Below are 23,060 nucleotides of genomic sequence, written 5' to 3'. Positions count from 1 at the left end.
ACGCGGCTTCTCGACATGCCGATGCCGACAAGATGGCGGTAACTCATCGATCTGTTGGCGGCCGTATCGAGCTGCCCAGAGTACGTCACTGGTGATGGATGGGGAATAGATATCATGCGAGAAAATCACGAAATTCGTTTTATCAAGCCTTGTCGTCATCGTTTCGAGCAGCATCGTGACCTTACGCCACAATACGCCAGAAGTGTTTTTGCAACGGGCCGTTTGATCCAGATTAATTTGGACAATTGCTCAATACAGCGCATGGAGCAATTGCCAGCGAATCCGTCACGATCGGACGCGGAAGAGGTAGGATTGCTCCCCTTGGTCGAGATCCTGACCCAGGCGCCTGTTTGTCTCACCGCTATCGGTGTTAATGAAATGCCCGATAATAAGGTAGGGTTCGCCAAGACGGCATACGAGAACTTTTGCTCCAGCTTTTGGCCCGGGCATCAGGATGACATCGAGGCAACCCATCGTCCATACGATCCGGCATCCACGGACAAGAAGGTGAGCTTCGGTCACCTTGACGACGGAGATCGCCTTGCTTACGGCTGCGCTTATGTGGCACTGTTGCAAATGCAAAACATAGCTCGGCGCTATCCGAACATGCGTCCCGAGCAGCGCTTCGAATGCTATTTATACAGCATGATCGGATTGCTGGGGATCGTTAACGCTTTTGAACTCGAGTTGGCGAAATTTGCTTTTTGGTCATTGACTCCGACCGAAATTAATCAGCTGCCGGAGCCCTTGCAACTCCGCCGCCGCGACATCAAGGCAAACTTTACCAAGTTATGGTCGACCTTGGCCAAATGCAGGTTAGCCGCTTATAACGGGGCGATGGATATTTTCTGGCTGAATGGATCGAATTTCGCCGATGAAATAGGATTAACATTGGATGTCGGCGGGAAAAAACTAATTCTCGAAAACTGGGTAGGTACCAACGATCATAAGCTTTATAGAATTTCCAAAGACATCCATTCAACGTTCGGCGACGGAAGTCAAGCCAGATATTTAGCCAGGTCTCGTCACCTTCTCGATGACATCATGTACTGGAAGAACGTCGACGGCATCGCAAACGACATTCTTTCTTATCGACGCAGGATGGGCTACGGTGCAGTGGACACGTTGCTGGAGCGCATTGATGCTGCTGTAAAACATGTAGAGTTCGAGTTGGCCGAGGTGCTAGTCGAATGTGTGCAGTAATCCGTTTTGCATGGAGAGATGAAAAGCCTCGCAGTCCTCATCGCGAGGGCGGGATGGCGCCGGCAATCGGATGTCAGCTCGAAATACCATACTTGCGCTGCGCCCCATGATAATCCTCGGTCAGCCCCGGCAGCAAGGGATTGCCCGGATCGACCTTGCGCACGGCATCGAGCTGGGTGACGCAGACCTCGGCCAGCGGATGGTCCCAGCCCAGGTCTTCGAGCTGGCGCAGGATCGCCTTGGCCAGCGCAATCATGACCTGCACGTTCTTGGGCGCCATGTGCTGGGCTTCGAGCAGGGTCTGCACCGCGCCCTTGACGTCGCCCATATTGCCCTTTTCGGCCGCCAGGTCGAGCAATTCCTGCACCTGGGTCATCAGGCGCGAATTCATGCCTTCCGCCAGGTCCGGACGGCCGGCCTTGACGAACACGCTCATCGCATCCTGCATCGATACCTTGCTGTCGACATCGTTCATCACCGTCAGCATGACTTCCGCCGCCGCATTGTCGAGCCGGTTCGACAGGCAGGTGCGCGCCAGGCCGATCTTGAAGTCGCTCGACAAGCCCTTGCTGAGCCGGGTCGCCGCCACCGCCGCATTCAGTTCCGTTACCGCCGCCGAGGTGTTGCCCGCCGATTCATGCAGCAGCGCCACCGAAATGGCCTTGCAGGCATCGATCGCCGAGTTGCCGCGCAGTGACTTTTCCATATCGCGGATCACGCTGCCGGCCTGGCTGGTGTCGCCCTTCTTCAGCAGGGTCTTGACCAGCTTGACATGGTCTTCCGGATCGCGAAATTCCGAGTATTTGGACTTGGTGACCACCTGCTTGAACGATTTTTCGGCCACCACCACGTCGCCCGCTTCCAGCGCCACCTCGCCCAGGCGGCGCAGGCGGCGCACCATGTGCGGCGAAATCGACACCGCTTCCTCCAGGATCTTCTGCGCGCGATAGGCGGCGCCGTTCATCTCGTGGCATTTGGCCAGCAGGTCGTAGGCGGCCATGTACTTCGGATTGTCTTCGATGAGCTTGGTGACAACGGTTTCCGCTTCCTCGATCTTGTCTTGCGAAAACAGCACACGCGCCAGGCCCAGGCTGGCCCAGCCAATGGATTTGCTGGCCAGGATGCCGCTATAGATCTCTTCGGCCTGCGGCAGTTCGTCGAGCGCCACATGCATTTCCGCGCGCAGGCGGGCAAAATCGGCCACGAAGCGGGGATGCGACGCTTCGCCGGCCGACGCCGACCGGATCGCCTCGCGCAGGTTGCCCTGGGCCATCAGGTTGTAGGTGGGCAGGAACACCGCGCGGCGCTCGATGGCGCGATTGATGCGCGAACTGAGCATGTCCACCGTAAACGGCTTGAGAATGTAATCGGTCGGGGTCAGCTCGGCGGCACTGACCACCTTGCTGTAGACGCCTTCCGACGTGATCATGATAAAGATGGTGGACAGGCCGATCAGCTTGTGATGGCGCATATCCTCCAGCAACTGCTGGCCATCCTGGCCGCTGTCGGCGCCGCCGCCTTCCAGGTCGTATTCGCACAGGATCAGGTCGTACTTGCGCTTGTCCACCTGCTTGATGGCCGTGCTGGCGTTGACCGCGAAGTCGATTTTCGTGATGCTGGACTGCACCAGCATGTTTTGCAGGCTGCCGCGCATGCCCGGATTCGGGTCGATCACCAATACGGACAAGTTGCTGTTATCTTGCATCTGCTCACTCTCGTGCCCCCTGGGATGGGGGTAGTACCACTATTAACGGTTCATGCGGGAAACTCTTGAAACCCTACGATACGCTAATGTCCCGGCCGGCGGCAACTGGCACGCGAGGGCGGTGAGGCGAATACGCCGCGCTGGCAGGGGAGCAACACGGTATAATGTCGGCCTAAAGGATTTCAGCCATACAAGAATTAGTGCCTTCATTACCTTTAACCCTGCAGCCTCGCTGCAACAACCACCATCCCACCATGTTGATACTACCGGGTTCCAATGCCCTGTCCGTATTTCGCAGCCAACGCCTCCTGAGCCAATTGCAAGCTGTCGCCCCGGCGATCACGGCGGTCCAGGCGCGTTTTTATCACTTTATCGATACCAGCGCCGCGCTGTCGGCCGACGACACGTCGCGCCTGGACGCGATGCTGACCTACGGCGAACCTGCCGCAGCGAGCCCGCGCGAGGGCGCCACCGAGGAATTCTTCGTGATTCCGCGCCTGGGCACCATCTCGCCCTGGGCATCGAAAGCGACCGATATCGCGCACAACTGCGGCATGGCGCATGTGCACCGGATCGAGCGCGGGATCGCCTTTACGGTCAGCCTGAAGACCGGCCTGCTCGGTTCCAGCATCGGCGCGGCCAAGAAGCTCTCCGACGAGGAAACCCAGGCCGTCGCAGCCCTGCTGCACGACCGCATGACCGAGAGCGTGCTGCGTAGCGCCGACCAGGCATCGAGCCTGTTCCGCGAACTCGAAGCGCGGCCGCTGGAATCGGTGGACGTGATCGGTGCGGGCAAGCAGGCGCTCGACAAGGCCAACACCGAACTTGGCCTGGCCATGTCGGACGACGAGATCGACTACCTGTTCGACGCATTCACCAAGGCCGGACGCAACCCGACCGACGTCGAACTGATGATGTTCGCGCAGGCGAACAGTGAACATTGCCGCCACAAGATCTTCAACGCCGACTGGATCGTCGACGGCGTGGCGCAGGATAAGTCGCTGTTCCAGATGATCAAGAATACCCACCAGTTGCAGCCGAAGGGGACCATCGTCGCCTACAGCGACAACTCGTCGATCATGGAAGGCGCGACCGTGATGCGCTTCTATCCGCGCGGCGCCGGGCACGAATACGCCCCGTCGACGGAACTGACGCACACCCTGATGAAGGTCGAGACGCACAATCACCCGACCGCGATTTCGCCATTTCCGGGCGCCTCCACCGGCGCCGGCGGCGAGATCCGCGACGAAGGCGCAACCGGCCGTGGCGCCAAGCCGAAAGCTGGCCTGACCGGCTTCACGGTGTCGAACCTGATGATCCCGGACGCTGTGCGTCCATGGGAAAACGCCGCCAACGTCAACCAGCCCGTGAGCCAGCGCGCCCAGGCCGCAGCCTACGGCAAGCCTGACCGCATCGCCTCGCCGCTGCAGATCATGATCGAAGGCCCGCTCGGCGGCGCCGCGTTCAGCAACGAGTTCGGACGTCCGGTCCTGGGCGGCTACTTCCGCACCTACGAACAGAATGTCGGCGCCCTGGTTGCGGGCACGCCCGACGCGGTGTTCGGCTACCACAAGCCGATCATGATCGCCGGCGGCATCGGCAATATCTCCGGCCAGCACACGCACAAGAACGACATCCCGGTCGGCAGCCTGCTGATCCAGCTGGGCGGTCCCGGCATGCGCATCGGGATGGGCGGCAGCGCCGCGTCCTCGATGGCGACCGGCACCAACACGGCCGACCTGGACTTCGACTCGGTCCAGCGCGGCAATCCGGAGATGGAACGGCGCGCGCAGGAAGTCATCAACGCCTGCTGGCAGATGGGTGAGGACAATCCGATCATCTCGATCCACGACGTGGGCGCAGGCGGCCTGTCGAACGCCTTCCCCGAAATCACCAACGACGCCAAGCGCGGCGCGATCTTCGACCTGCGCAAAGTGCCGCTCGAAGAAAGCGGCATGGCGCCGAAGGAGATCTGGTCCAACGAATCGCAGGAACGCTACGTGCTGGCGATCGCGCCGCAAAGCCTGCCGCTGTTCGCCGCCATGTGCGAGCGTGAGCGCTGCCTGTACGCCGCCGTCGGCGTGGCCACCGAAGAACGCCAGCTCAAGCTGATCGATCCGGAGCTGGGCAACTCGCCGGTCGACATGCCGATGGACGTCCTGCTCGGCAAACCGCCGAAGATGCAGCGCGACGTCACGCACGTGCACAACGCATTCCCCGCCATCGATCTGACCGGCCTCGATCTGGCCGATGTGGCCAAGCGCGTGCTGCTGCTGCCGGCAGTGGCCGACAAATCGTTCCTGATCACCATCGGCGACCGCACGGTCGGCGGCACCACGGTGCGCGACCAGATGGTCGGCCCGTGGCAGGTGCCGGTGGCCGATTGCGCCGTCACCGCCATGAGCTTCGAAGGCTACCTGGGCGAAGCGATGGCGATGGGCGAACGCACCCCGCTGGCGGTGATCGACGCCGCCGCGTCGGGCCGCATGGCGGTCGGCGAAGCGGTGACCAACATCGCCGCCGCGCCGATCCGCGACATCTCGGACATCAAGCTGTCCGCCAACTGGATGGCCGCCTGCGGCCAGCCGGGGCAGGATGCCGCGCTGTTCGACACCGTCAAGGCGGTTGGCATGGAACTGTGCCCGGCGCTGGGGATCAGTATCCCGGTCGGCAAGGATTCGCTGTCGATGCGCACGACCTGGAAAGACGAGGGCGATGCCAAAGCTGACAGCTTCGGCATTGCCAAAGCTGTCACCTCGCCGGTTTCGCTGATCGTGTCCTCGTTCGCGCCGGTGTACGATGTGCGCCGTTCGCTCACGCCGCAGATCAAGCAGGACGCCGGCGAGACCGCGCTGATCCTGATCGACCTCGGACGCGGCAAGAACCGCCTTGGCGCGTCGGCCCTGTCGCTGGTGGTCCAGCAGCTCGGCAACGAAACGCCGGACGTGGACAGCGCCGACGACCTGAAAGGCTTCTTCGCCGCAATCCAGCAGCTGAACGCCGACGGCAAGCTGCTGGCCTACCACGACCGTTCCGACGGCGGCCTGTTTGCGACCTTGTGCGAAATGGCTTTCGCGGGCCGCAGCGGCGTGTCGGTCAATCTGGACATCCTCACCCTGGAAGCCGGCCATGGCGCCGACTGGGGCGACGCCAAGAACTGGGCGGGCCAGGTGGCCGAACGGCGCAACGAGCAGACCCTGAGCGCCCTGTTCAACGAAGAACTGGGCGCCGTGATCCAGGTGCGCGCCGATGAGAAGACGCTCGTCATGAACGTCCTGCGCGAGCATAAGCTGGGCGCGTGCAGCCACATCATCGGCAAGCCGAACGAGCGTGGCGTGATCGAATTCACGCGCGACGCCAAGGTGATCTACACCGAAGCGCGCAGCGCGCTGCACCGTGTCTGGAGCGAGACCAGCTGGCGCATCGCGCGCCTGCGCGACAACCCGGCCTGCGCCGACGCCGAATACGACCGCCTGCTGGACGAAACCGATCCCGGCATCACGCCGAAGGTCACTTTCGACGCCAGCGAGAACATCGCTGCGCCGTTTTTGGCGACCGGCGTGCGTCCGCGCGTGGCGATCCTGCGCGAGCAGGGCGTCAACTCGCATATCGAAACCGCGTGGGTGATGCACCAGGCCGGGTTTGCGGCGGTGGACGTGCACATGAGCGACCTGATTGCCGGCCGCGCGAAGCTGGACGACTTCCAGGGCATCATCGCCGTCGGCGGCTTCTCGTACGGCGACGTGCTGGGAGCGGGCGAGGGCTGGGCCAAGACGATCCTGTTCAACGCGCAGCTGGCGGAACAGTTTGCGCGCTTCTTCAACCGTGGCGACACATTCGGGCTTGGGGTGTGCAACGGTTGCCAGATGATGAGCAACCTGAAATCGATCATTCCGGGCGCGCATGCGTGGCCGAAGTTCACGCGCAACAAGTCGGAGCAGTTCGAGGCGCGCTTTGCGATGGTCGAAGTGCTCGATTCGCCGTCGATCTTCTTCAGCGGCATGGCGGGCACGCAGGCGGCGATTGCGATTGCGCACGGCGAAGGCTTTGCCGATTTCTCGCAGACGGGCGACATCGACGCGGTGGTCAAGGCCATGCGCTTTGTCGACAACCGCGGCGCGGCCACCGAAGCGTATCCGTTCAACCCGAACGGTTCGCCGCAGGGCTTGACGTCGGTGACGACGGCGGATGGGCGTTTCAGCGTGCTGATGCCGCACGCGGAACGTGTATTCCGTTCGGTGCAGCAGTCGTGGCATCCGGAGTCGTGGGGCGAGGACTCGCCGTGGATGCGCATGTTCCGCAATGCGCGCAAGTGGGTTGGTTAAACTAAGCTAAGCTGAACGTAGAAGGCAAAAGCGCAGAATGCAGACGGCTGGATGCAGAATGCAGAATGCAGAATGCAGAACGCAGAATGCAGAATGCAGACAGCAGACAGCAGAACGCAGACCGCTGAACGCTGAACGCTGAACGCAGAACGCAGAACGCAGACAGCAGAACGCAGACAGCAGAACGCAGAACGCAGACAGCAGAACGCAAACAGCAGACCGCTGAACGCTGAACGTAAGCCGCCAACCTGAAAACCGTCATTCCCGCGCAGGCGGGAATCCAAGGCCTCTACGCTAAGCGACGGTGCCTTGGATTCCCGCCTGCGCGGGAAAGACGGTTTTTCGGTTAACGTAATTCGATAGAGTCGGTGGGCATCCAGGCAGAGTCGGTGGGCATCCAGGCAGAGTCGGTGGGCATCCAGGCAGAGTCGGTGGGCATCCGGGCAAAGTCGGTGGGCATCAAGGCAAAGTCGATGGGCATCTGGACACACTCGGTGAGCATCTGGCCGAACAGTCCTTTAAGTGGAGCATCCGCGATGAGAATTACAATTGAAGAAATCGATAGCGCATCCATGCGCCTGATCGGTTATACCCCGCAACCGAGCTTCGTGGTTCGCTTTCGCAGCGCTGCCTTCAGTGGCGTCGCGCGCCTGGTTCCGGCGCTCGACAACGCCGAAGACTGCGCCGGCATCGAGATAAGCGTGGAGATCACCCAGGGTTCCGTTACGCAGTTCAGCGTGATCGACCACCCCGAAATGAACTCCGTGGAAGCGCTGGACGAACCCGGATCGTTCAAGGTCGTCGGTACCGTCGAAAGCCAGTCGGGCGAACCGGGCGCGCAGGGCTACGCCTTCATCATGGCCGGCGAAGCGTGCTTCTGCCTGTCCGAGGAAGAAATGGGCGGCATCTGGCCGGACCCGGGCAGCGCCGTCGCCTTCATCGCCCGCGACGTCACCCTCTGGGACGAAGCGCTGTAATACCTGCCGACAGTTCGCTCCACGCCGAACCATTCGCCAGCCAGGCGGCGGTATAGTCAGGTCCTTACCCAACAGAGGACCACCATGACCATCGCCTGCTTCATCCGTTACGAAATCGATCCCTTCCAGCGCGACGCCTTCCGCGCATACGCCGAGAACTGGGGCCGCATTATCCCGCGCTGCGGCGGCAACCTGATCGGCTACTTCCTGCCGCTCGAGGGCACCAACTACGAAGCCTGGGGCCTGGTCGGCTTCGACAGCCTGGCCGCCTACGAAGCCTATCGCGCGCGCCTGCGCACCGACCCCGAAAGCCGCGCCAACTTCGCCATGGCGCAGGAAAAGCGCTTCATCGTGCGCGAAGAACGCACCTTCACCGAGGTGGTCGACGGCGCCTTCCAGCGGCCCGCCCAATGATCGCCGTGATCTTCGAAGTCGTCCCGCACGAGGCCGAGCGCCAGGCCTACCTGGATGCCGCGGCGGCCCTCAAGCCGCACCTGGAACGGATGGACGGCTTCGTATCGATCGAACGCTTCCAGAGCCTGTCCAATCCCGGCAAGATCCTGTCGCTCTCGTTCTGGCGCGACGAGGAGGCCGTGCGCGCATGGCGCAATCAGGGCATGCATCGCGAAACCCAGGCGCAGGGGCGCGCCTTCATCTTCGCCGATTACCGTTTGCGGGTGGCGGCCGTGCTGCGCGACTACGGCATGCAGGAGCGCGCCGAAGCGCCTGCCGATTCGCGCGCCGCGCACGGCTAGTACGGACGTAAAAAAAGCGCATCCTCGGATGCGCTTCTTTCGGCGAACGACCAGCTCTTACTTGATCGTCGCTTTCTTCATCAGCTCTTCGCGGAACGCTTGCAGCTTGCGCTGTTGCAGCTGTTCGCCGATCTGCTGTTTGACTTCTTCCATCGGCGGGATCTTCGCGGCGCGCGTGTCTTCCAGCTTGATGACGTGGTAGCCGAACTGCGACTTGACCGGGGTATCGGTGATGGCGCCTTTTTGCAGGGCGACCATGGCTTTCGAGAACTCGGGCACGTAGGACGCTGGGCTGGCCCAATCCAGGTCGCCGCCGTTGGCAGCCGAACCGTCTTTCGACGAGGCCTTGGCCAGGTCTTCGAACTTGCTGCCGGTCTTCAACTTGGCGATCAGGGCCTTGGCTTCTTCTTCGGTCGGCACCAGGATGTGCTTGGCGTGGTATTCCTTGTCGCCCATCGTGGCCTTGAACTTGTCGTACTCGGCCTTGATGTCGGCATCCTTGACCGGGTTCTTCTTGACGTAGTCGGCCAGCATCGCGTTGATGATGATGCTCTGGCGCGCGTTTTCCAGCGCCGACTTGACTTCAGGACGGATGCCGAAGCCTTGCTTGTCGGCTTCCTGGATCATCACTTCGCGGCCGATCAGGTCTTTCTTGATCGCTTCGCGCAGTTGCGGGGAATCGGTTTGCTTGCCTTGGGCAACGACTTGCTTGACGACTTGGTCTACCTTGGCGGCAGGAATGCCTTTACCGTTGACGGTAGCAATATTTTGCGCGAACGCAGGCACGGCGACCAGCGCGATCAACGCCAACGACAGGCGGGCAGGCTTCAACATCATTATTTTGGATCCTTTAAAAATACGAAAGTAGGCGGCTGGACGGGATCATACCGCCAATCGGTCCAGCGAGCCGCGGCGCACGCGTGCGCCGGGTCTCCGATCTTATTTGATCGACGCTTTCTTGACCATGTCTTCCTGGTAGGCTTGCAGCTTCTTCTGCTGCAGCGACTCGGCGATCTGCGGTTTGACTTCCTCGAACGCAGGCAGTTTTGCCGCGCGGGTGTCGTCGAGCTTGACGACGTGGAAGCCGGCTGGCGTTTGCACCGGGTTCTCGCCTACTGCGCCTTTTTGCAGGCTGACGAAGGCGTCGCTGAACGGTTTCGGGAACGACGACGGCAGTGCCCAGTCGAGGTCGCCGCCATTGTTGGCGGTGCCGGTGTCCTTGGAGGTCTTGGCCAGCTCTTCGAACTTGGCGCCGCCCTTCAGCTTGGCGATGATGGCCTTGGCGTCGGCTTCGGTCTCGGCCAGGATATGGCGCACATGGTATTCCTTGTCGCCGGCCTGGGCCTTGTAGCGGTCGTATTCGGCCTTGATGTCGGCATCGCTGATGGCGTTCTTGCTCACGAAGTCACGTACCAGGGCGTTGATGACGATGGTCTGGCGCGCGCTTTCGAGCTGCTGCTTGACGGTGGCGTCCTTCTCGAAACCCTTCTTGACGGCTTCCTGCATCATGACTTCGCGGGCGATCAGGTCTTTCTTGACCATCTCGCGCAGCTCTGGAGAATCCGGCTGCTGGCCTTGGGCGACAACTTGCTTGACGACTGCTTCGACGCGGGCCGAAGGAATGGGCTTGCCGTTGACAACTGCAACGTTCTGCGCGAAGGCAGGCATGGCGGCAACGGCGATCAGTGCTAACAGCAAGCGGGCTGGCTTAAAGGTCATTATTCGTTCCTGTTCGGGGGATAGTTACTTGGACAAAGATTAGATTAGTTTTTGTACTTTACGTTCAATTGTCGGACAGATTTCTTAAGGCGCTCTGAAAGCGCACGGTTCACAGCTCGGACGGCGCCAGCGCGGTGATGGCCAGTGCGTGTATCTCATTGTGCATCATATCGTGCACGGAATCATACACGAGTCGATGTCGCATGACGAGCCTGAGCCCCTCGAATCGCTCGGAGACGATCCTGAGGCGGAAGTGGCTGCCTCCGGAAGCGGCCCCGGCGTGGCCTGCGTGCAGGGCCGATTCGTCTGTCAGCTCGAGCACGCTGGGCGCCAGCGCGGCGGAAAGGAGGGCGTTGATGCGCTCTGCGCGGCTGGCGTGACTCATGCTTTTTCTTCCTCTTCAATGTACTTCGACAACATCAGCGTCTGCACGATGATGAAGCCGAACAGCAGGCCGTTGATGCCGAACAGCTTGAAGCTGACCCAGGCGCTGGTGTTGCCCTTGAAAATCACAAACGCGGCCAGCAGGTTGATCACGCCGAGCGCGAAAAAGAAGATCATCCACGACAGGCCGACGTTCTTCCATACCGGCTCGGGCAGCTTGATCTGCGCTTCCATCGCCTGGCGCATCAGGTTCTTGCCGAAGCCAAACTGCGTCACGCCCAGCACCAGCGCGAAGATCCAGTAGATGATGGTCGGTTTCCATTTGATGAAAATATCGTCGTGGAAATAGATGGTCATGCTGCCGAACACCGTGATGATGAGAAAGGAGACCCACAGCATGGCGTCGATCTTGCGGCCGCGCAGCTTGAGGTAGACCAGCTGGAAGGTGGTGGCGATGATCGCCACCACCGTGGCGATCATGATCGGCGCCTGGTCCGGCTTGATGTTCCCACCCGAGACGAGTCCGCTCAAGAACTTGGTGGCGATGGCGAACGAGGTCTGCTCGTACATCTCGGCGACCTTGAAGACGCCGAAGAACAGCAGGATGGGGAAAAAGTCGAACAGAAATTTCATTTTATTATTCGTGGATCAGGTTGGGTCGAAGCGCAAGGATGCGGAATTAATGCAATAACGCAGTCCGGTCGGCGGCGGGCCGTCCGGAAACACGTGGCCGAGATGCGCGTCGCAGACCGCGCAGATAATCTCGGTGCGCAGCATACCATGCGTGCGGTCGGTTTTTTCGATCACATTGGCAGGATCGAGCGCCTTGAAGTAGCTTGGCCAGCCGCAGCCGGAATCGAACTTGGCGTCGGAGGCGAACAGCGGCGTCTCGCAGCACACGCAGGTGTAGATGCCGTGTTCGTGGTGGTCCCAGAACTTGCCGGTGAAGGCGCGTTCGGTGGCGGCGTGGCGCGTGACCTCGTATTCCATGGGATCGAGCATGGCACGCCATTCGGCGTCGGTTTTGGTGACTTTGTCGGACATGGTGGACTCTTTCAGGAAGAACAGCTCACTGCCAGGTGGCTCGCCCAATCGGGCGGCAAGGCGGCATAGTGCTCGTTGTGGGGTTGCTCGTCGAATGGATGCTCCAGCACGGCCAGCAGGCGCGCGACTTCGGAGAAATCCCTGGCTTGCGCTTTCTCGATGGCTACCTGGGCCAGGTGATTGCGCAATACATACTTTGGGTTGACACGGTCCATTGCAAGCTTGCGTTCCGCGTCGACGCTGTTTTCCAGGCGCAGGCGGGCGCGGTAGCGCAGCGCCCAGGCGTCGAAGTCCTCGCGCGCGACGAACATGTCGCGCAGCGGGGCGTCGTGTTCCGGCGCGTCCAGGCGCAGCGCGCCCAGCCGGCGGAAGAACAGGGTAAAGTCGGCGTGGCTGGCGTCCATCAGGGTGAACATGGCGTCGAACAGTTGCGCGTCGTCATCTTGCGCGGTCGCCAGGCCCAGCTTGGCACGCAGCAATTCGTCGATCTTGCCGGCGAAGGCCGGCTGGTAGACTTCCAGCGCGTCCTGCGCCTCCTCCACGCTGCCGATCAGCGGCAGCAAGGCCTGCGCCAGCGCATAGCAGTTCCAGTGGCCGACCTGCGGCTGGTTGGCGTAGGAATAGCGGCCCTGCTGGTCGGTGTGGTTGCAGATGTGATCGGAATCGAAGGCATCCATGAAGCCGAAGGGGCCGTAATCGAGGGTCAGGCCGAGGATCGACATATTGTCTGTGTTCATCACGCCATGCATGAAGCCGACCGCTTGCCAGTGCGCAATCATGTGCGCGGTGCGGCGCGTGACTTCTTCCAGCAAGGCGCGGTAGGGATTCGGCGCGCCGGCGAGTTCCGGGTAGAAGGTGGCGATGACGTAATCGGCCAGGATGCGCAGTTCGTCGGGCTTGTCGCGCGAGGACCAGTGCTCGAAGGAGCCGAAGCGCACGAAACTGGGCGCCATGCGGGTGACCACGGAAGCGCTTTCGACCGTCTCGCGCAGCACGCCCTGGTCGGAACCGGTCATGGTCAGTGCGCGGGTGGTGGGGATGCCGAGCGCTGCCATGGCCTCGGAACACAGGAATTCGCGGATCGACGAGCGCAGCACGGCGCGGCCGTCGCCCATGCGCGAGTAGGGCGTCTTGCCGGCGCCCTTGAGTTGCAGTTCCATCGGGCCGTGCGGGCCGGCGAGCTGGCCGAGCAGGATGGCGCGGCCGTCGCCGAGCTGGCCGGCCCAGACACCGAACTGGTGGCCCGAATAGACGGCGGCCAGCGGCTTGGCGCGTGCCAGCACGTGGTTGCCGGCGAAGGTGGCGACGAAATCGTCCCGCGCCAGCAGGGCAGGGTCGAGCCCGACCAGGGCGGCGGCGCGCGCGCTGGCGGCGACGAAATAGGGCGCCGGCAGCGGCGTCGGCATCAGGCGGGTATAGAAAGCGGGAGGCAATTCGGCGAACGAATTGTCCAGCGGCAAGTCATCGACGTTAATGGCGGATCCAGTCGCGGTAAAGGGGTGAAAATAATAGCGGGATTCTACCGTACCGCCCGTGTTTTGGCGGGGCCGTACGCACCGGCAAGGGCGATGCACAGGCGTGGTGCATTGGACCATCCGGTCTGGATGCGCTGCACCATCGAAAATGATTGACTGTTTTAGCACGGTCGTACGAAACTAAGTCCACGGCTGACTTGGCGCAGCCGCAACGCGATGACAGGAGTATCGATGACGTCTTACCCGATGAGCCCACTGATGGGGCAAATGATGGACCAGCCTTTGCTCATCTCTACCATTATCGAATTCGCAGCCAGGCATTACGGCCATACCGAAATCGTTTCACGCCGGGTCGAAGGCGATCTCCACCGCTATACGTACAGCGACTGCCACCAGCGCGCGCGCCAGATGGCCAATGCGCTGACCGGCCTGGGCGTCAAGCTCGGCGACAGGGTCGCCACCCTGGCCTGGAATGGCTACCGCCACATGGAACTGTACTACGCCGTGTCCGGATCGGGCGCCGTGCTGCATACGATCAATCCGCGCCTGCACCCGGAACAGATCGCCTATATCGCCAACCACGCCGAAGACCAGTACCTGTTCTTCGACCTGACCTTCCTGCCGCTGATCGAGGCCGTGGCCACGCACTGCAAGACGGTCAAGGGTTTCATCCTGATGACCGGCCGCGAACACATGCCGGCCGAGACGAAAATTCCTCACCTGCTGTGCTACGAAGACCTGATCTCCAGCAGTTCGGCCGACTACGTCTGGCCGCTGTTCGACGAGAATTCGGCCGCCTCGCTGTGCTACACCTCGGGCACCACCGGCAACCCCAAGGGCGCCCTGTATTCGCACCGCTCCACGGTGCTGCACGCCTTCGGTTCGGCGATGCCGAATGCGCTCAATGTGTCGTCGGCCGATACCGTGCTGCCGGTGGTGCCGATGTTCCACGTCAACGCCTGGGGCTTGCCGTATTCGGTGCTGCTGTCCGGCGCGAAGATGGTTTATCCGGGCGCGGCGCTGGACGGCAAATCGCTGTACGACCTGTTCGAGTCCGAAAAAGTCACGTTTTCGGCCGGCGTGCCGACGGTGTGGCTGGGCCTGGTCAACTATGCGCTGCAGAACCAGCTGCAGTTTTCGACCTTCCGCCGCACGGTGATCGGCGGTTCGGCCTGTCCGCCGGCGATGATGGACACCCTGATCGACAAATTCAACGTCGAGGTCGTCCATGCCTGGGGCATGACCGAAATGTCGCCTTTGGGCACGGCGGGCGGCTTGCAGACCAAGCATCTGGCCCTGCCGAAAGATGCGCAGCGCAAGATCTTGCAGAAGCAGGGCCACGCGATCTATGGCGTGGACATGAAGATCGTCGACGACAACGGCACCGAGTTGCCGTGGGATGGCAGCACTTACGGCCATTTGCTGGTCAAGGGGCCATGGATCGTCAAGAGTTACTTCAAGAACGAGGGCGGCGACGTGCTCCAGGATGGCTGGTTCCCGACCGGCGACGTGGCCACCATCGATGCCGACGGGTACTTGCAGATTACCGACCGCAGCAAGGATGTGATCAAGTCCGGCGGCGAGTGGATCGGCACCATCGACCTCGAGAACATTGCCATGTCGCATCCGGCTGTGCTGCAGGCGGCGTGTATCGGCATCGCGCATCCAAAATGGGATGAACGTCCGCTGTTATTGGTGGTCAAACGTCCAGGCATGACGGTAACGCGCGAGGAGATGCTGGCGTTTTTTGAAGGCAAGATCGCCAAGTTCTGGATGCCCGACGATGTGCTGTTCATCGATGCATTGCCGATGGGCGCGACGGGCAAGATTCAAAAGAACAAACTGCGCGAACAGTTCAAGACGCACCAGTTGCCGGTGGGCTGAGTTCTGAGGGCACGCGCGACGTCGTCGTCCCTGCCTTCGCGGGGACGACGGTAAGGAATTTGTACAGCCACAAGATTAACTTTTAACACGGGGTTTTCAGCATCAGGATGGGCAGCACTTGCTGCAAGGGCATTAGACCCGCATAGACAATAGAGAAGGATGGAGACGCATGAACAAGACTATTCGCCCGTTGACACTGGCTGTTTCGTTTGCATTGCTGTCGGCATCGGCCCATGCCGATACCGTGAAGGTGGCCTTCATCGACCCTCTATCGGGGCCCTTCGCGCCGGTCGGGCAGAACCAGCTCAAGAGCTTCCAGCTGATCGCCGACATGGCGACCCAGCAGAAGTGGGCCGGCGATCACAAGATCGAGGTGGTCGGCTTCGACAACAAGGCCAGCCCGCAGGAATCGCTCACCCTGCTGAAAACCGTCATCGACCAGGGTTACCGCTACATCACCCAGGGCAACGGCTCCGGTGTCGGCCTGGCCCTGCTCGACGCCATCAACAAGCATAACGAGCGCAATCCGGGCAAGGAAGTCGTGTTCCTCAACTACGCGGCCATCGATCCGGACATGACTAACAGCAAGTGCAGCTTCTGGCACTTCCGCTTCGACGCCAATTCCGACATGAAAATGGAGGCGCTGACCTCCTACATGGCGCCCAACAAGGACATCAAGAGCGTCTACATCATCGGCCAGAACTATGCCTTCGGCCAGGCCGTGAGCCGTTCGGCCAAGGAGTACCTCAAGCGCAAGCGGCCGGACATCAAGATCGCCGGCGACGACCTGCATCCGATCGCCCAGGTCAAGGATTTTTCGCCCTACATCGCCAAGATCAAGGCGTCCGGGGCCGACACCGTCATCACCGGCAACTGGGGCGCCGACCTGGCCCTGCTGATCCGCGCCGCCAAGGATGCCGACCTCAAGGCCAATTTCTACACCTACTACGGCGTCACCACCGGCGTGCCGACCGCCATGGGCGCGGCCGGCGCCGACCGCGTCAAGATCGTCGGCAACTGGATGGTCAACAACGAAAAATTCGCCGGCAAGGAGATCGTCGAGGCCTTCAAGAAGAAGTACAACGACGATTACTACGCCGCCCAGACCCATAGCGGCATCGGCATGCTGGCCCAGGCCATCAAGGCCGCCAAGAGCACCGATCCGGTCAAAGTGGCGTTCGCCATGGAAGGCGCCAAGTTCAACAGCGTCAACGGCGAAGTGATGATGAACAAGGCCGATCACCAGCTCCAGCAGCCGCTCTACATCGGCACCTGGACCAAGACCAACGGCAAGGACATCAAGTACGACCAGGAAAATACCGGCTACGGCTGGAGAATGGACAAGAAGATCGACGCCTACCTGGCGAACCAGCCGACTTCCTGCCAGATGAAGCGGCCCGGGGCATAAAGCCACGGCTGCGGGACCGGCCGGCCACAAGCCGGCGGTGCGGTCCCGGTAAGACTGCATGGTGGACGGGCCCGGCTCCGGTAGCCAGGGCGCGCATGTCCACCACCTTCGCGTTGCCGACAACGGTGGGGCGCGCACGCCCACCCAACCTGATCACACCTATGGAATTTACGCTGTTCACCCTGCTGAACGGGATCAGTTACGGACTGCTGCTGTTCATGCTCTCGTCCGGACTGACCCTGATTTTCAGCATGATGGGCGTGCTCAACTTTGCGCACGCCAGTTTCTACATGCTCGGCGCCTACATCGCCTACACCATCAGCAGCGTGCTCGGCTTCTGGCCGGCGCTGGTGCTCGCACCGGTGGCGGTCGGCCTGATCGGCGCGCTGGTGGAGCGCTACGGCCTGCGTCCGCTGCACAAGTTCGGCCACATTCCCGAACTGCTGTTCACCTTCGGCCTGTCCTTCCTGGTGGTCGAGCTGGTCCAGCTGATCTGGGGCAGGGCGGCGGTGCCGTATGCGATTCCCAGGGAGCTCGACGGCCCGCTGTTCACCCTGTTCTCGACCAGTTTCCCGATCTATCGCGGCTTCATGATGGTCGTCGCCCTGTCGATGCTGGCGGCGATCTACCTGGTGCTCACGCGCACCCGGGTCGGGCTGGTGATCCAGGCGGCGCTGACCCATCCGGACGCGGTCGAAGCGCTCGGCCATAACGTGCCGCGCATCTTCATGTGGGTGTTCGGCGGCGGCTGCGCCCTGGCCGGACTGGCGGGCGTAATCGGCGGCAATGCCTTCGTGACCGAGCCCGGCATGGCGGCCACGGTCGGCAGCATCATCTTCGTGGTGGTCGTGGTCGGCGGCATGGGCTCGCTGGCGGGGGCGTTTTATGCCTCGATCCTGATCGGCGTGCTGCAAACCTTTGCCGTGGCGCTCGACTATTCGCTGATGAGCCTGTTCAACGGACTCGGCGCCAACATCACCATGGACACGCCCGGCTACGAAGTGCTCAAGCTGACCATTTCGCAAAGCGCGGCCATCCTGCCGTTCCTGCTGCTGGTGCTGATCCTGATCTTCCGCCCGAAAGGCTTGATGGGGACGCGCGAATGAGGCTCACCTACACCCCCGTCAATGTCGGCCGCTACCTTGTGTGGGGCGGCTTTGCCCTGCTGCTGGTGTTCGCTCCCATGATTTTCAGCAAGGGCGCGGCGCTGTCGATCCTGTCCCAGATCGGCACGCTGATGATCTTCGGCCTGTCCTACAATATGTTGCTGGGACAGGGCGGCATGCTCTCCTTCGGCCATGCCGTCTATTCCGGGCTGGGCGCCTTCTTCGCCATCCATGCGATGAACAGCAGCGGCATCGGCGCGGCGGTGCCGACGTCGCTGATTCCGCTGGTGGGCGGCGTGGCCGGGATGGGCTTCGGCATCCTGTTCGGCTATGTGACGACCAAGAAGTCCGGCACCACCTTCGCCATGATCACGCTGGGACTGGTGGAGCTGGTGTTTGCCTGCTCGCTGATGTTCCCCGGTTTTTTTGGCGGCGAAGGCGGCATCACCACCAACCGCGTGCGCGGCGCAGCATTCATGGGCGTCACCTACGGGCCGCAGGCGCAGGTGTACTACCTGATCGCCGCGTGGCTGTTCGTCAGCACGGTCGCCATGTTCGCCTTCACGCAAACCCCGCTCGGGCGCATGACCAACGCCGTGCGCGACAATCCCGAACGCGTCGAATTCATCGGCTACGACACGCAATGGGTGCGCTACCTGACCCTGATCCTGTCCGCCTTCTTCGCGGGCATTTCGGGCGGGCTGTCGGCGATCAACTTCGAGATCGTCAGCGCCGAAAACGTCAGCGCGATCCGCTCGGGCAGCATCCTGTTGTTCGTGTTCATCGGCGGGATCGGCTTTTTCTTCGGGCCGCTGCTCGGCACCATCGTCGGCGTGTTCTTTTCGGTCATGCTGTCGGAATTCACGCCGGCCTGGCAGCTGTACCTGGGCCTGTTCTTCATCTTGCTGGTGCGCTACGCTCCGGCTGGATTGTCGAGCCTGATCCTGATGCTGCTGCGGGTGGCCGGCGCGCGCAAGTTCGGGCGCATCTGGAAGCCGCTGCTGGGCGTGAGCCTGTGGACGCTGCTCGGGCTGAGCGGACTGGTGATAGGCATCGAGATGCTGTACCACCTGACCCTGGATGCCGCCAACGGCAGCGTCATGACCCGCTTCGGGCAGGCGATCGACACCAAGACGGCCTTGCCGTGGCTGGTAGCCGGCGCGCTGCTGCTCGCAGGCATTGTTGGCTACCGGCGCTTCCAGCCGGGATATTACGCAGTCTGGAGTGACGTCAATGCAGAAATCGTGGCCCAACAGCGCGGAGGTGTCGCATGACGACGGCCGCGCTTGAACTGAAAGACGTGCGCAAGAGTTTCGGCCGCTCCGAGATTATCCGGGGCGCCAACCTGACCGTGCAAAAGGGCGAACGCTGCGCGGTGATCGGGCCGAACGGGGCCGGCAAATCGACCTTGTTCAACCTGGTATCGGGACGCTTCGATATCACTTCGGGCGATATCTGCCTCAATGGCAGCAGCATCAGCGGCTTGCGGCCGTTCGAGATCAACCGCCGCGGTTTATCGCGCAGCTTCCAGATCAGCAATCTGTTCGACAAGCTGTCGGTGTATGAAAACCTGCGCTGCGCGGTATTGTGGTCGCTCGGTTATAAATACTCGTTCTGGCAGCGCTTGAACGGCCTGCGCGACGCCCACGAGCGCGCCGAGGAAGTCTTGGAGCAGATCGGCATGCAGCGCCAGCGCAAGGTGCTGGCCGGGGTATTGACCTATGCCGAACAGCGCGCGCTGGAAATCGGCATTACGATTGCCGGCGGCGCCGATGTGATTCTGCTGGACGAGCCGACCGCCGGCATGAGCCGGTCCGAGTCCGATGCGGCGGTCGAATTGATCCGCAAGGTCACGGTCGGCAAATCGCTGGTGATGGTGGAACACGATATGAGCGTGGTATTCGGGCTGGCCGATAAGATCGCGGTGCTGGTGTACGGTGAAGTCATTGCCTGCGACACGCCGGCGAATATCCGCTCGAATGCGGCGGTGCAGGCGGCTTATCTGGGCATTGACGCCAGCGAGGAAGCGGCATGAGCGCCATCCTGGAGATTCAGAACCTGCATGCGTTTTACGGCAAGGGGCATATTTTGCACGGTGTCGATCTGCAGATCGGCAAAGGCGAGATCGTCAGCCTGCTGGGACGCAATGGGGTGGGCCGCTCGACCCTGGTCAAGGCGGCGATGGGGCAGGTCAATGCGACCGGGTCTGTGCGGTTCAAGGGCGAGGAAGTGCTGGGATTGAAGGCATTCCAGATCGCGCATAAGGGGCTGGCGTATGTGCCGGAGAACCGCGATATCTTTCCGACCCTGACGGTGGAGCAGAACCTGATTCTGGGGCAGAAAAAGACCGGCGCGTCCGGGCGCTGGTCGCTCGACGATATGTACCGGATGTTCCCGCGCTTGCTGGAACGGCGCACCGTGGCGGCCGGGTTTTTATCGGGCGGGGAGCAGCAGATGCTGACCCTTTGCAGGAGTCTGATGGGCGACCCGGACCTGATCATGATCGACGAGCCGACCGAAGGCCTGGCGCCGAAGATCGTGGCGCTGGTGGCCGAGTATTTGCTTGCGCTGAAAGAAAAAGGGATTTCGGTGCTGCTGGTGGAGCAGAAACTGGCCATTGCGCTGGAGATTTCGCAGCGGGTGTATGTGATGGGGCATGGCGCGATTGTGTTCGAGGGGACGCCGCAGGCGTTGAAGGCCGATGCCGGGGTGCGGAAGGAGTGGCTGGAGGTGTAGGGGGAATCGGAACTTGGGTTCCCGCCTGCGCGGGAAGTCCACCACCCTCAAGACCGTCTTTCCCGCGCAGGCGGGAATCCAAGTTCGTCGGCCAATCCCCCACAAAAAATAATACGACCGTTCTATTATCATGTATAGTCGAAGACTGCTGAACCCACTAACAAAGGAAGAGACATGAGCGCCGAATACCTGGTCAATGGCAGCGTTGCCGTCATCACACTGAACAATCCACCGGTCAATGGACTGGGTCTTGAGACGCGTACCGCCGCGGTCGCCGGCATTCGCCGCGCGCTGGCTGACGACGCCGTCAAGGCGATCGTCATCACCGGCGCCGGCAAGGCGTTTTCCGGTGGCGCCGACATCAAGGAATTCAACTCGCCCAAGGCCCTCACCGAGCCGTCGCTGCACTCGCTGATCCACGTCGCCGAAAGCTCGACCAAGCCCGTCATCGCCGCGATCCACACGGTCTGCATGGGCGGCGGGCTCGAACTGGCCCTCGGCTGCAACTACCGCGTCGCCATGCCGGGGGCGCAGATTGCGCTGCCGGAAGTCAAGCTCGGCCTCTTGCCGGGCGCCGGCGGCACCCAGCGCCTGCCGCGCGTGGTCGGCCTGGAAATGGCCCTGAACATGATCGTGTCCGGCACCCCGGTGCCGTCCGAAAAATTCGCCGGCACGGCGCTGTTCGACGAAGTCTTCGCGTCCGACGCCAAGCTGATCGACTCGGCCGTGGCCTTCGCCAACAAGGTCGCCGACGTGCGCCCGCTCCCGCGCGTGCGCGACCGCAAGGTCAACTACCCGAACCACGAAGCCTTCCTGCAATTTTCGCGCAACACGGTCAAGGCCATGTCGGGCGCCTTCCCGGCGCCGCTGGAATGCGTCGAAACCGTGGCCGCCTCGGTCACCAAGAAGTTTGAAGACGGCATCAAGTTCGAACGCGAACGCTTCCTGCACCTGATCCAGACGCCGGAATCGAAGTCGCTGCGCCATGCTTTCTTCGCCGAACGCCTCGCCAGCAAGATTCCGGACGTGCCAGGCGACACGCCGACCCGCGACATCAAGCAGGCGGCGATCATCGGCGCAGGCACCATGGGCGGCGGCATTGCGATGAATTTCGTCAACGCCGGCATTCCCGTCATCCTGCTCGAAACCAAGCAGGAAGCGCTCGACAAAGGCATCGCCACGATCCGCAAGAACTACGAAAACACGATGAAGAAGGGCAAGCTCACGCCCGAGAAGTTCGAACAGCGCGTCGGCCTCATCAGCGGCACCCTGAACTATGCGGACATCGCCCAGGCCGACATCGTCGTCGAAGCCGTGTTCGAAGACATGGGCGTGAAGGAATCGGTCTTCAAGCAGCTCGACGCAGTCATGAAGCCGGGCGCGATCCTGGCGTCCAATACCTCGACCCTGGACGTGAACAGGATCGCCGATTTCACCAGCCGCCCGCAGGATGTGGTCGGTACCCACTTCTTCAGCCCGGCCAACGTGATGAAGCTGCTGGAAATCGTGCGCGGCGCCAAGACCGGCAAGGACGTGCTGGCCACCACCCTGGCGCTGTCGAAAAAGCTGCGCAAGACCGGCGTGGTGTCGGGCGTGTGCGACGGCTTCATCGGTAACCGCATGATCGAACAGTACAGCCGCCAGGCCGGTTTCCTGCTGGAAGAAGGCTGCTTGCCGGAACAGGTCGACAAGGCCGTCGAGAAATTCGGCTTCGCCATGGGCCCGTTCCGCATGGGCGACCTGGCCGGCAACGATATCGGCTGGTATATCCGCAAGCGCCGCTATGTGGAATCGCCCGAGATCACGTATTCGAAAACCGCCGACCTGCTGTGCGAAATGGGCCGCTACGGCCAGAAGACCGGCGCCGGCTGGTACGACTACAAGGCGGGGGACCGCAAGGCTTACGCCTCGCAGGACGTCAACGACATGATCGTCAGGCACTCGGCCGACATCGGCGTCGAGCGCCGCAAGATCAGCGATGAAGAAATCGTCGAGCGCCTGGTGTATTCGCTGGTCAACGAAGGCGCGCTGATCCTGGAAGAAGGCATTGCGATGCGCGCTTCCGATATCGACATGGTGTACCTGACCGGCTACGGCTTCCCGGTCTTCCGCGGCGGTCCGATGTTCTACGCGGACACGGTCGGCCTGGCCAACGTCCTCATGGCGATGGAAAAATACGCCAAGGGCCGCCATGGCGACGCCTGGAAACCGGCTCCGCTGATGGTGCGCCTTGCTGCCGAAGGCAAGGGCTTCAACAGCTGATCCGGCGTCATCCGGCCAAGAAGGCAGCCCCGGTCATCCGGCGCTGCCTTTTTTTTCGCTACAGGGACTTGCCTGGA

19 protein-coding genes are annotated in these 23,060 nt (G+C 61.8%); 12 read left to right on the top strand and 7 right to left on the bottom strand.

Annotated features, from left to right (window positions below):
* Nucleotides 1–114: 114 nt before the first annotated feature.
* Complete coding sequence (locus EJB06_RS02275) at nt 115–1,203, top strand: hypothetical protein (RefSeq protein ID WP_198420740.1); 1,089 nt, start codon at nt 115–117, stop codon at nt 1,201–1,203.
* Nucleotides 1,204–1,276: 73 nt separating this feature from the next.
* Here EJB06_RS02275 and EJB06_RS02270 read toward each other — a convergent pair whose 3' ends face one another.
* Nucleotides 1,277–2,908: a tetratricopeptide repeat-containing response regulator gene (locus EJB06_RS02270; RefSeq protein WP_126072367.1), complete on the bottom strand. Its 1,632-nt coding sequence runs from the start codon at nt 2,906–2,908 to the stop codon at nt 1,277–1,279.
* Between the two features lie 254 nt (nt 2,909–3,162).
* Between EJB06_RS02270 and purL the strand changes: the two genes are divergently transcribed.
* The 4 genes from purL to EJB06_RS02245 all read left to right on the top strand — a co-directional run bounded on the left by purL (nt 3,163) and on the right by EJB06_RS02245 (nt 8,965).
* Entirely contained in the window at nt 3,163–7,233 is a 4,071-nt protein-coding gene (purL, locus tag EJB06_RS02265; RefSeq protein ID WP_126072366.1) for a phosphoribosylformylglycinamidine synthase, read from the top strand.
* A 536-nt stretch (nt 7,234–7,769) separates the two neighbouring features.
* On the top strand, nt 7,770–8,210 hold the full coding sequence (locus EJB06_RS02255; RefSeq protein WP_126072364.1) for a hypothetical protein: 441 nt from the start codon (nt 7,770–7,772) through the stop codon (nt 8,208–8,210).
* 84 nt (nt 8,211–8,294) lie between these two features.
* Nucleotides 8,295–8,624, top strand: coding sequence for an NIPSNAP family protein (locus EJB06_RS02250; RefSeq protein WP_126072363.1), 330 nt, complete (start codon nt 8,295–8,297; stop codon nt 8,622–8,624).
* Nucleotides 8,621–8,965, top strand: a complete 345-nt coding sequence (locus tag EJB06_RS02245) for an antibiotic biosynthesis monooxygenase family protein (RefSeq protein ID WP_126072362.1) — start codon at nt 8,621–8,623, stop codon at nt 8,963–8,965. Before EJB06_RS02250 ends, EJB06_RS02245 begins: the two co-directional genes overlap by 4 nt.
* Before the next feature lie 57 nt (nt 8,966–9,022).
* Here EJB06_RS02245 and EJB06_RS02240 read toward each other — a convergent pair whose 3' ends face one another.
* From EJB06_RS02240 to EJB06_RS02215, 6 genes are all read right to left on the bottom strand, one after another.
* Complete coding sequence (locus EJB06_RS02240; protein WP_126072361.1) at nt 9,023–9,802, bottom strand: peptidylprolyl isomerase; 780 nt, start codon at nt 9,800–9,802, stop codon at nt 9,023–9,025.
* Nucleotides 9,803–9,904: 102 nt separating this feature from the next.
* Nucleotides 9,905–10,684 carry a peptidylprolyl isomerase gene (locus EJB06_RS02235; protein ID WP_126072360.1) on the bottom strand — a complete coding sequence of 260 codons (780 nt, stop codon included), beginning with the start codon at nt 10,682–10,684 and terminating at the stop codon, nt 9,905–9,907.
* A 109-nt stretch (nt 10,685–10,793) separates the two neighbouring features.
* The gene (locus EJB06_RS02230) at nt 10,794–11,069 is read right to left on the bottom strand and encodes a BolA family protein (RefSeq protein ID WP_126072359.1); all 276 of its coding nucleotides are present in this window, start codon (nt 11,067–11,069) and stop codon (nt 10,794–10,796) included.
* Nucleotides 11,066–11,701, bottom strand: a complete 636-nt coding sequence (locus tag EJB06_RS02225) for a septation protein A (RefSeq protein ID WP_126072358.1) — start codon at nt 11,699–11,701, stop codon at nt 11,066–11,068. The genes EJB06_RS02230 and EJB06_RS02225 overlap by 4 nt, the downstream gene beginning before the upstream one ends.
* A 15-nt stretch (nt 11,702–11,716) precedes the next feature.
* Complete coding sequence (gene msrB / locus EJB06_RS02220; protein ID WP_126072357.1) at nt 11,717–12,112, bottom strand: peptide-methionine (R)-S-oxide reductase MsrB; 396 nt, start codon at nt 12,110–12,112, stop codon at nt 11,717–11,719.
* A gap of 11 nt (nt 12,113–12,123) precedes the next feature.
* Nucleotides 12,124–13,518 (bottom strand): protein adenylyltransferase SelO, encoded by a 1,395-nt coding sequence (locus EJB06_RS02215; RefSeq protein ID WP_229426899.1) that lies wholly within the window; start codon nt 13,516–13,518, stop codon nt 12,124–12,126.
* 300 nt (nt 13,519–13,818) lie between these two features.
* Here EJB06_RS02215 and EJB06_RS02210 point away from each other — a divergent pair, with 300 nt between their 5' ends.
* The 7 genes from EJB06_RS02210 to EJB06_RS02180 all read left to right on the top strand — a co-directional run bounded on the left by EJB06_RS02210 (nt 13,819) and on the right by EJB06_RS02180 (nt 22,983).
* Nucleotides 13,819–15,471, top strand: a complete 1,653-nt coding sequence (locus tag EJB06_RS02210) for a 3-(methylthio)propionyl-CoA ligase (RefSeq protein WP_126072355.1) — start codon at nt 13,819–13,821, stop codon at nt 15,469–15,471.
* A 169-nt stretch (nt 15,472–15,640) separates the two neighbouring features.
* Entirely contained in the window at nt 15,641–16,879 is a 1,239-nt protein-coding gene (locus tag EJB06_RS02205; protein WP_126072354.1) for a branched-chain amino acid ABC transporter substrate-binding protein, read from the top strand.
* Nucleotides 16,880–17,040: 161 nt separating this feature from the next.
* Nucleotides 17,041–17,985, top strand: a complete 945-nt coding sequence (locus tag EJB06_RS02200) for a branched-chain amino acid ABC transporter permease (RefSeq protein ID WP_126072353.1) — start codon at nt 17,041–17,043, stop codon at nt 17,983–17,985.
* Nucleotides 17,982–19,259, top strand: a complete 1,278-nt coding sequence (locus tag EJB06_RS02195; RefSeq protein ID WP_126072352.1) for a branched-chain amino acid ABC transporter permease — start codon at nt 17,982–17,984, stop codon at nt 19,257–19,259. The genes EJB06_RS02200 and EJB06_RS02195 overlap by 4 nt, the downstream gene beginning before the upstream one ends.
* The gene (locus EJB06_RS02190; RefSeq protein WP_126072351.1) at nt 19,256–20,020 is read left to right on the top strand and encodes an ABC transporter ATP-binding protein; all 765 of its coding nucleotides are present in this window, start codon (nt 19,256–19,258) and stop codon (nt 20,018–20,020) included. Before EJB06_RS02195 ends, EJB06_RS02190 begins: the two co-directional genes overlap by 4 nt.
* Entirely contained in the window at nt 20,017–20,721 is a 705-nt protein-coding gene (locus EJB06_RS02185) for an ABC transporter ATP-binding protein (RefSeq protein ID WP_198420739.1), read from the top strand. Before EJB06_RS02190 ends, EJB06_RS02185 begins: the two co-directional genes overlap by 4 nt.
* Before the next feature lie 174 nt (nt 20,722–20,895).
* A complete protein-coding gene (locus EJB06_RS02180; protein WP_126072350.1) occupies nt 20,896–22,983 on the top strand; it encodes a 3-hydroxyacyl-CoA dehydrogenase NAD-binding domain-containing protein in 2,088 nt (695 codons plus the stop codon).
* The last annotated feature ends 77 nt before the right edge of the window (nt 22,984–23,060 follow it).

Source organism: Massilia atriviolacea (assembly GCF_003953935.1).
In the GTDB taxonomy this organism is placed as follows: Bacteria; Pseudomonadota; Gammaproteobacteria; order Burkholderiales; family Burkholderiaceae_D; genus Telluria_A; species Telluria_A atriviolacea.
The sequence above is the reverse complement of the archived record's forward strand: the minus strand, read 5'-3'. Positions and strand labels throughout refer to the sequence as shown.

Excerpts from the sequence above, each read along its gene's own strand:
- purL (WP_126072366.1), top strand. The coding sequence starts at position 3,163 with ATGTTGATACTACCGGGTTCCAATGCCCTGTCCGTATTTCGCAGCCAA.
- EJB06_RS02195 (WP_126072352.1), top strand. The coding sequence starts at position 17,982 with ATGAGGCTCACCTACACCCCCGTCAATGTCGGCCGCTACCTTGTGTGG.
- EJB06_RS02215 (WP_229426899.1), bottom strand. The coding sequence starts at position 13,518 with ATGCCGACGCCGCTGCCGGCGCCCTATTTCGTCGCCGCCAGCGCGCGC.
- EJB06_RS02245 (WP_126072362.1), top strand. The coding sequence starts at position 8,621 with ATGATCGCCGTGATCTTCGAAGTCGTCCCGCACGAGGCCGAGCGCCAG.
- EJB06_RS02240 (WP_126072361.1), bottom strand. The coding sequence starts at position 9,802 with ATGATGTTGAAGCCTGCCCGCCTGTCGTTGGCGTTGATCGCGCTGGTC.
- EJB06_RS02250 (WP_126072363.1), top strand. The coding sequence starts at position 8,295 with ATGACCATCGCCTGCTTCATCCGTTACGAAATCGATCCCTTCCAGCGC.
- msrB (WP_126072357.1), bottom strand. The coding sequence starts at position 12,112 with ATGTCCGACAAAGTCACCAAAACCGACGCCGAATGGCGTGCCATGCTC.
- EJB06_RS02190 (WP_126072351.1), top strand. The coding sequence starts at position 19,256 with ATGACGACGGCCGCGCTTGAACTGAAAGACGTGCGCAAGAGTTTCGGC.
- EJB06_RS02185 (WP_198420739.1), top strand. The coding sequence starts at position 20,017 with ATGAGCGCCATCCTGGAGATTCAGAACCTGCATGCGTTTTACGGCAAG.
- EJB06_RS02235 (WP_126072360.1), bottom strand. The coding sequence starts at position 10,684 with ATGACCTTTAAGCCAGCCCGCTTGCTGTTAGCACTGATCGCCGTTGCC.
- EJB06_RS02200 (WP_126072353.1), top strand. The coding sequence starts at position 17,041 with ATGGAATTTACGCTGTTCACCCTGCTGAACGGGATCAGTTACGGACTG.
- EJB06_RS02180 (WP_126072350.1), top strand. The coding sequence starts at position 20,896 with ATGAGCGCCGAATACCTGGTCAATGGCAGCGTTGCCGTCATCACACTG.
- EJB06_RS02270 (WP_126072367.1), bottom strand. The coding sequence starts at position 2,908 with ATGCAAGATAACAGCAACTTGTCCGTATTGGTGATCGACCCGAATCCG.
- EJB06_RS02225 (WP_126072358.1), bottom strand. The coding sequence starts at position 11,701 with ATGAAATTTCTGTTCGACTTTTTCCCCATCCTGCTGTTCTTCGGCGTC.
- EJB06_RS02275 (WP_198420740.1), top strand. The coding sequence starts at position 115 with ATGCGAGAAAATCACGAAATTCGTTTTATCAAGCCTTGTCGTCATCGT.
- EJB06_RS02230 (WP_126072359.1), bottom strand. The coding sequence starts at position 11,069 with ATGAGTCACGCCAGCCGCGCAGAGCGCATCAACGCCCTCCTTTCCGCC.
- EJB06_RS02210 (WP_126072355.1), top strand. The coding sequence starts at position 13,819 with ATGACGTCTTACCCGATGAGCCCACTGATGGGGCAAATGATGGACCAG.
- EJB06_RS02255 (WP_126072364.1), top strand. The coding sequence starts at position 7,770 with ATGAGAATTACAATTGAAGAAATCGATAGCGCATCCATGCGCCTGATC.
- EJB06_RS02205 (WP_126072354.1), top strand. The coding sequence starts at position 15,641 with ATGAACAAGACTATTCGCCCGTTGACACTGGCTGTTTCGTTTGCATTG.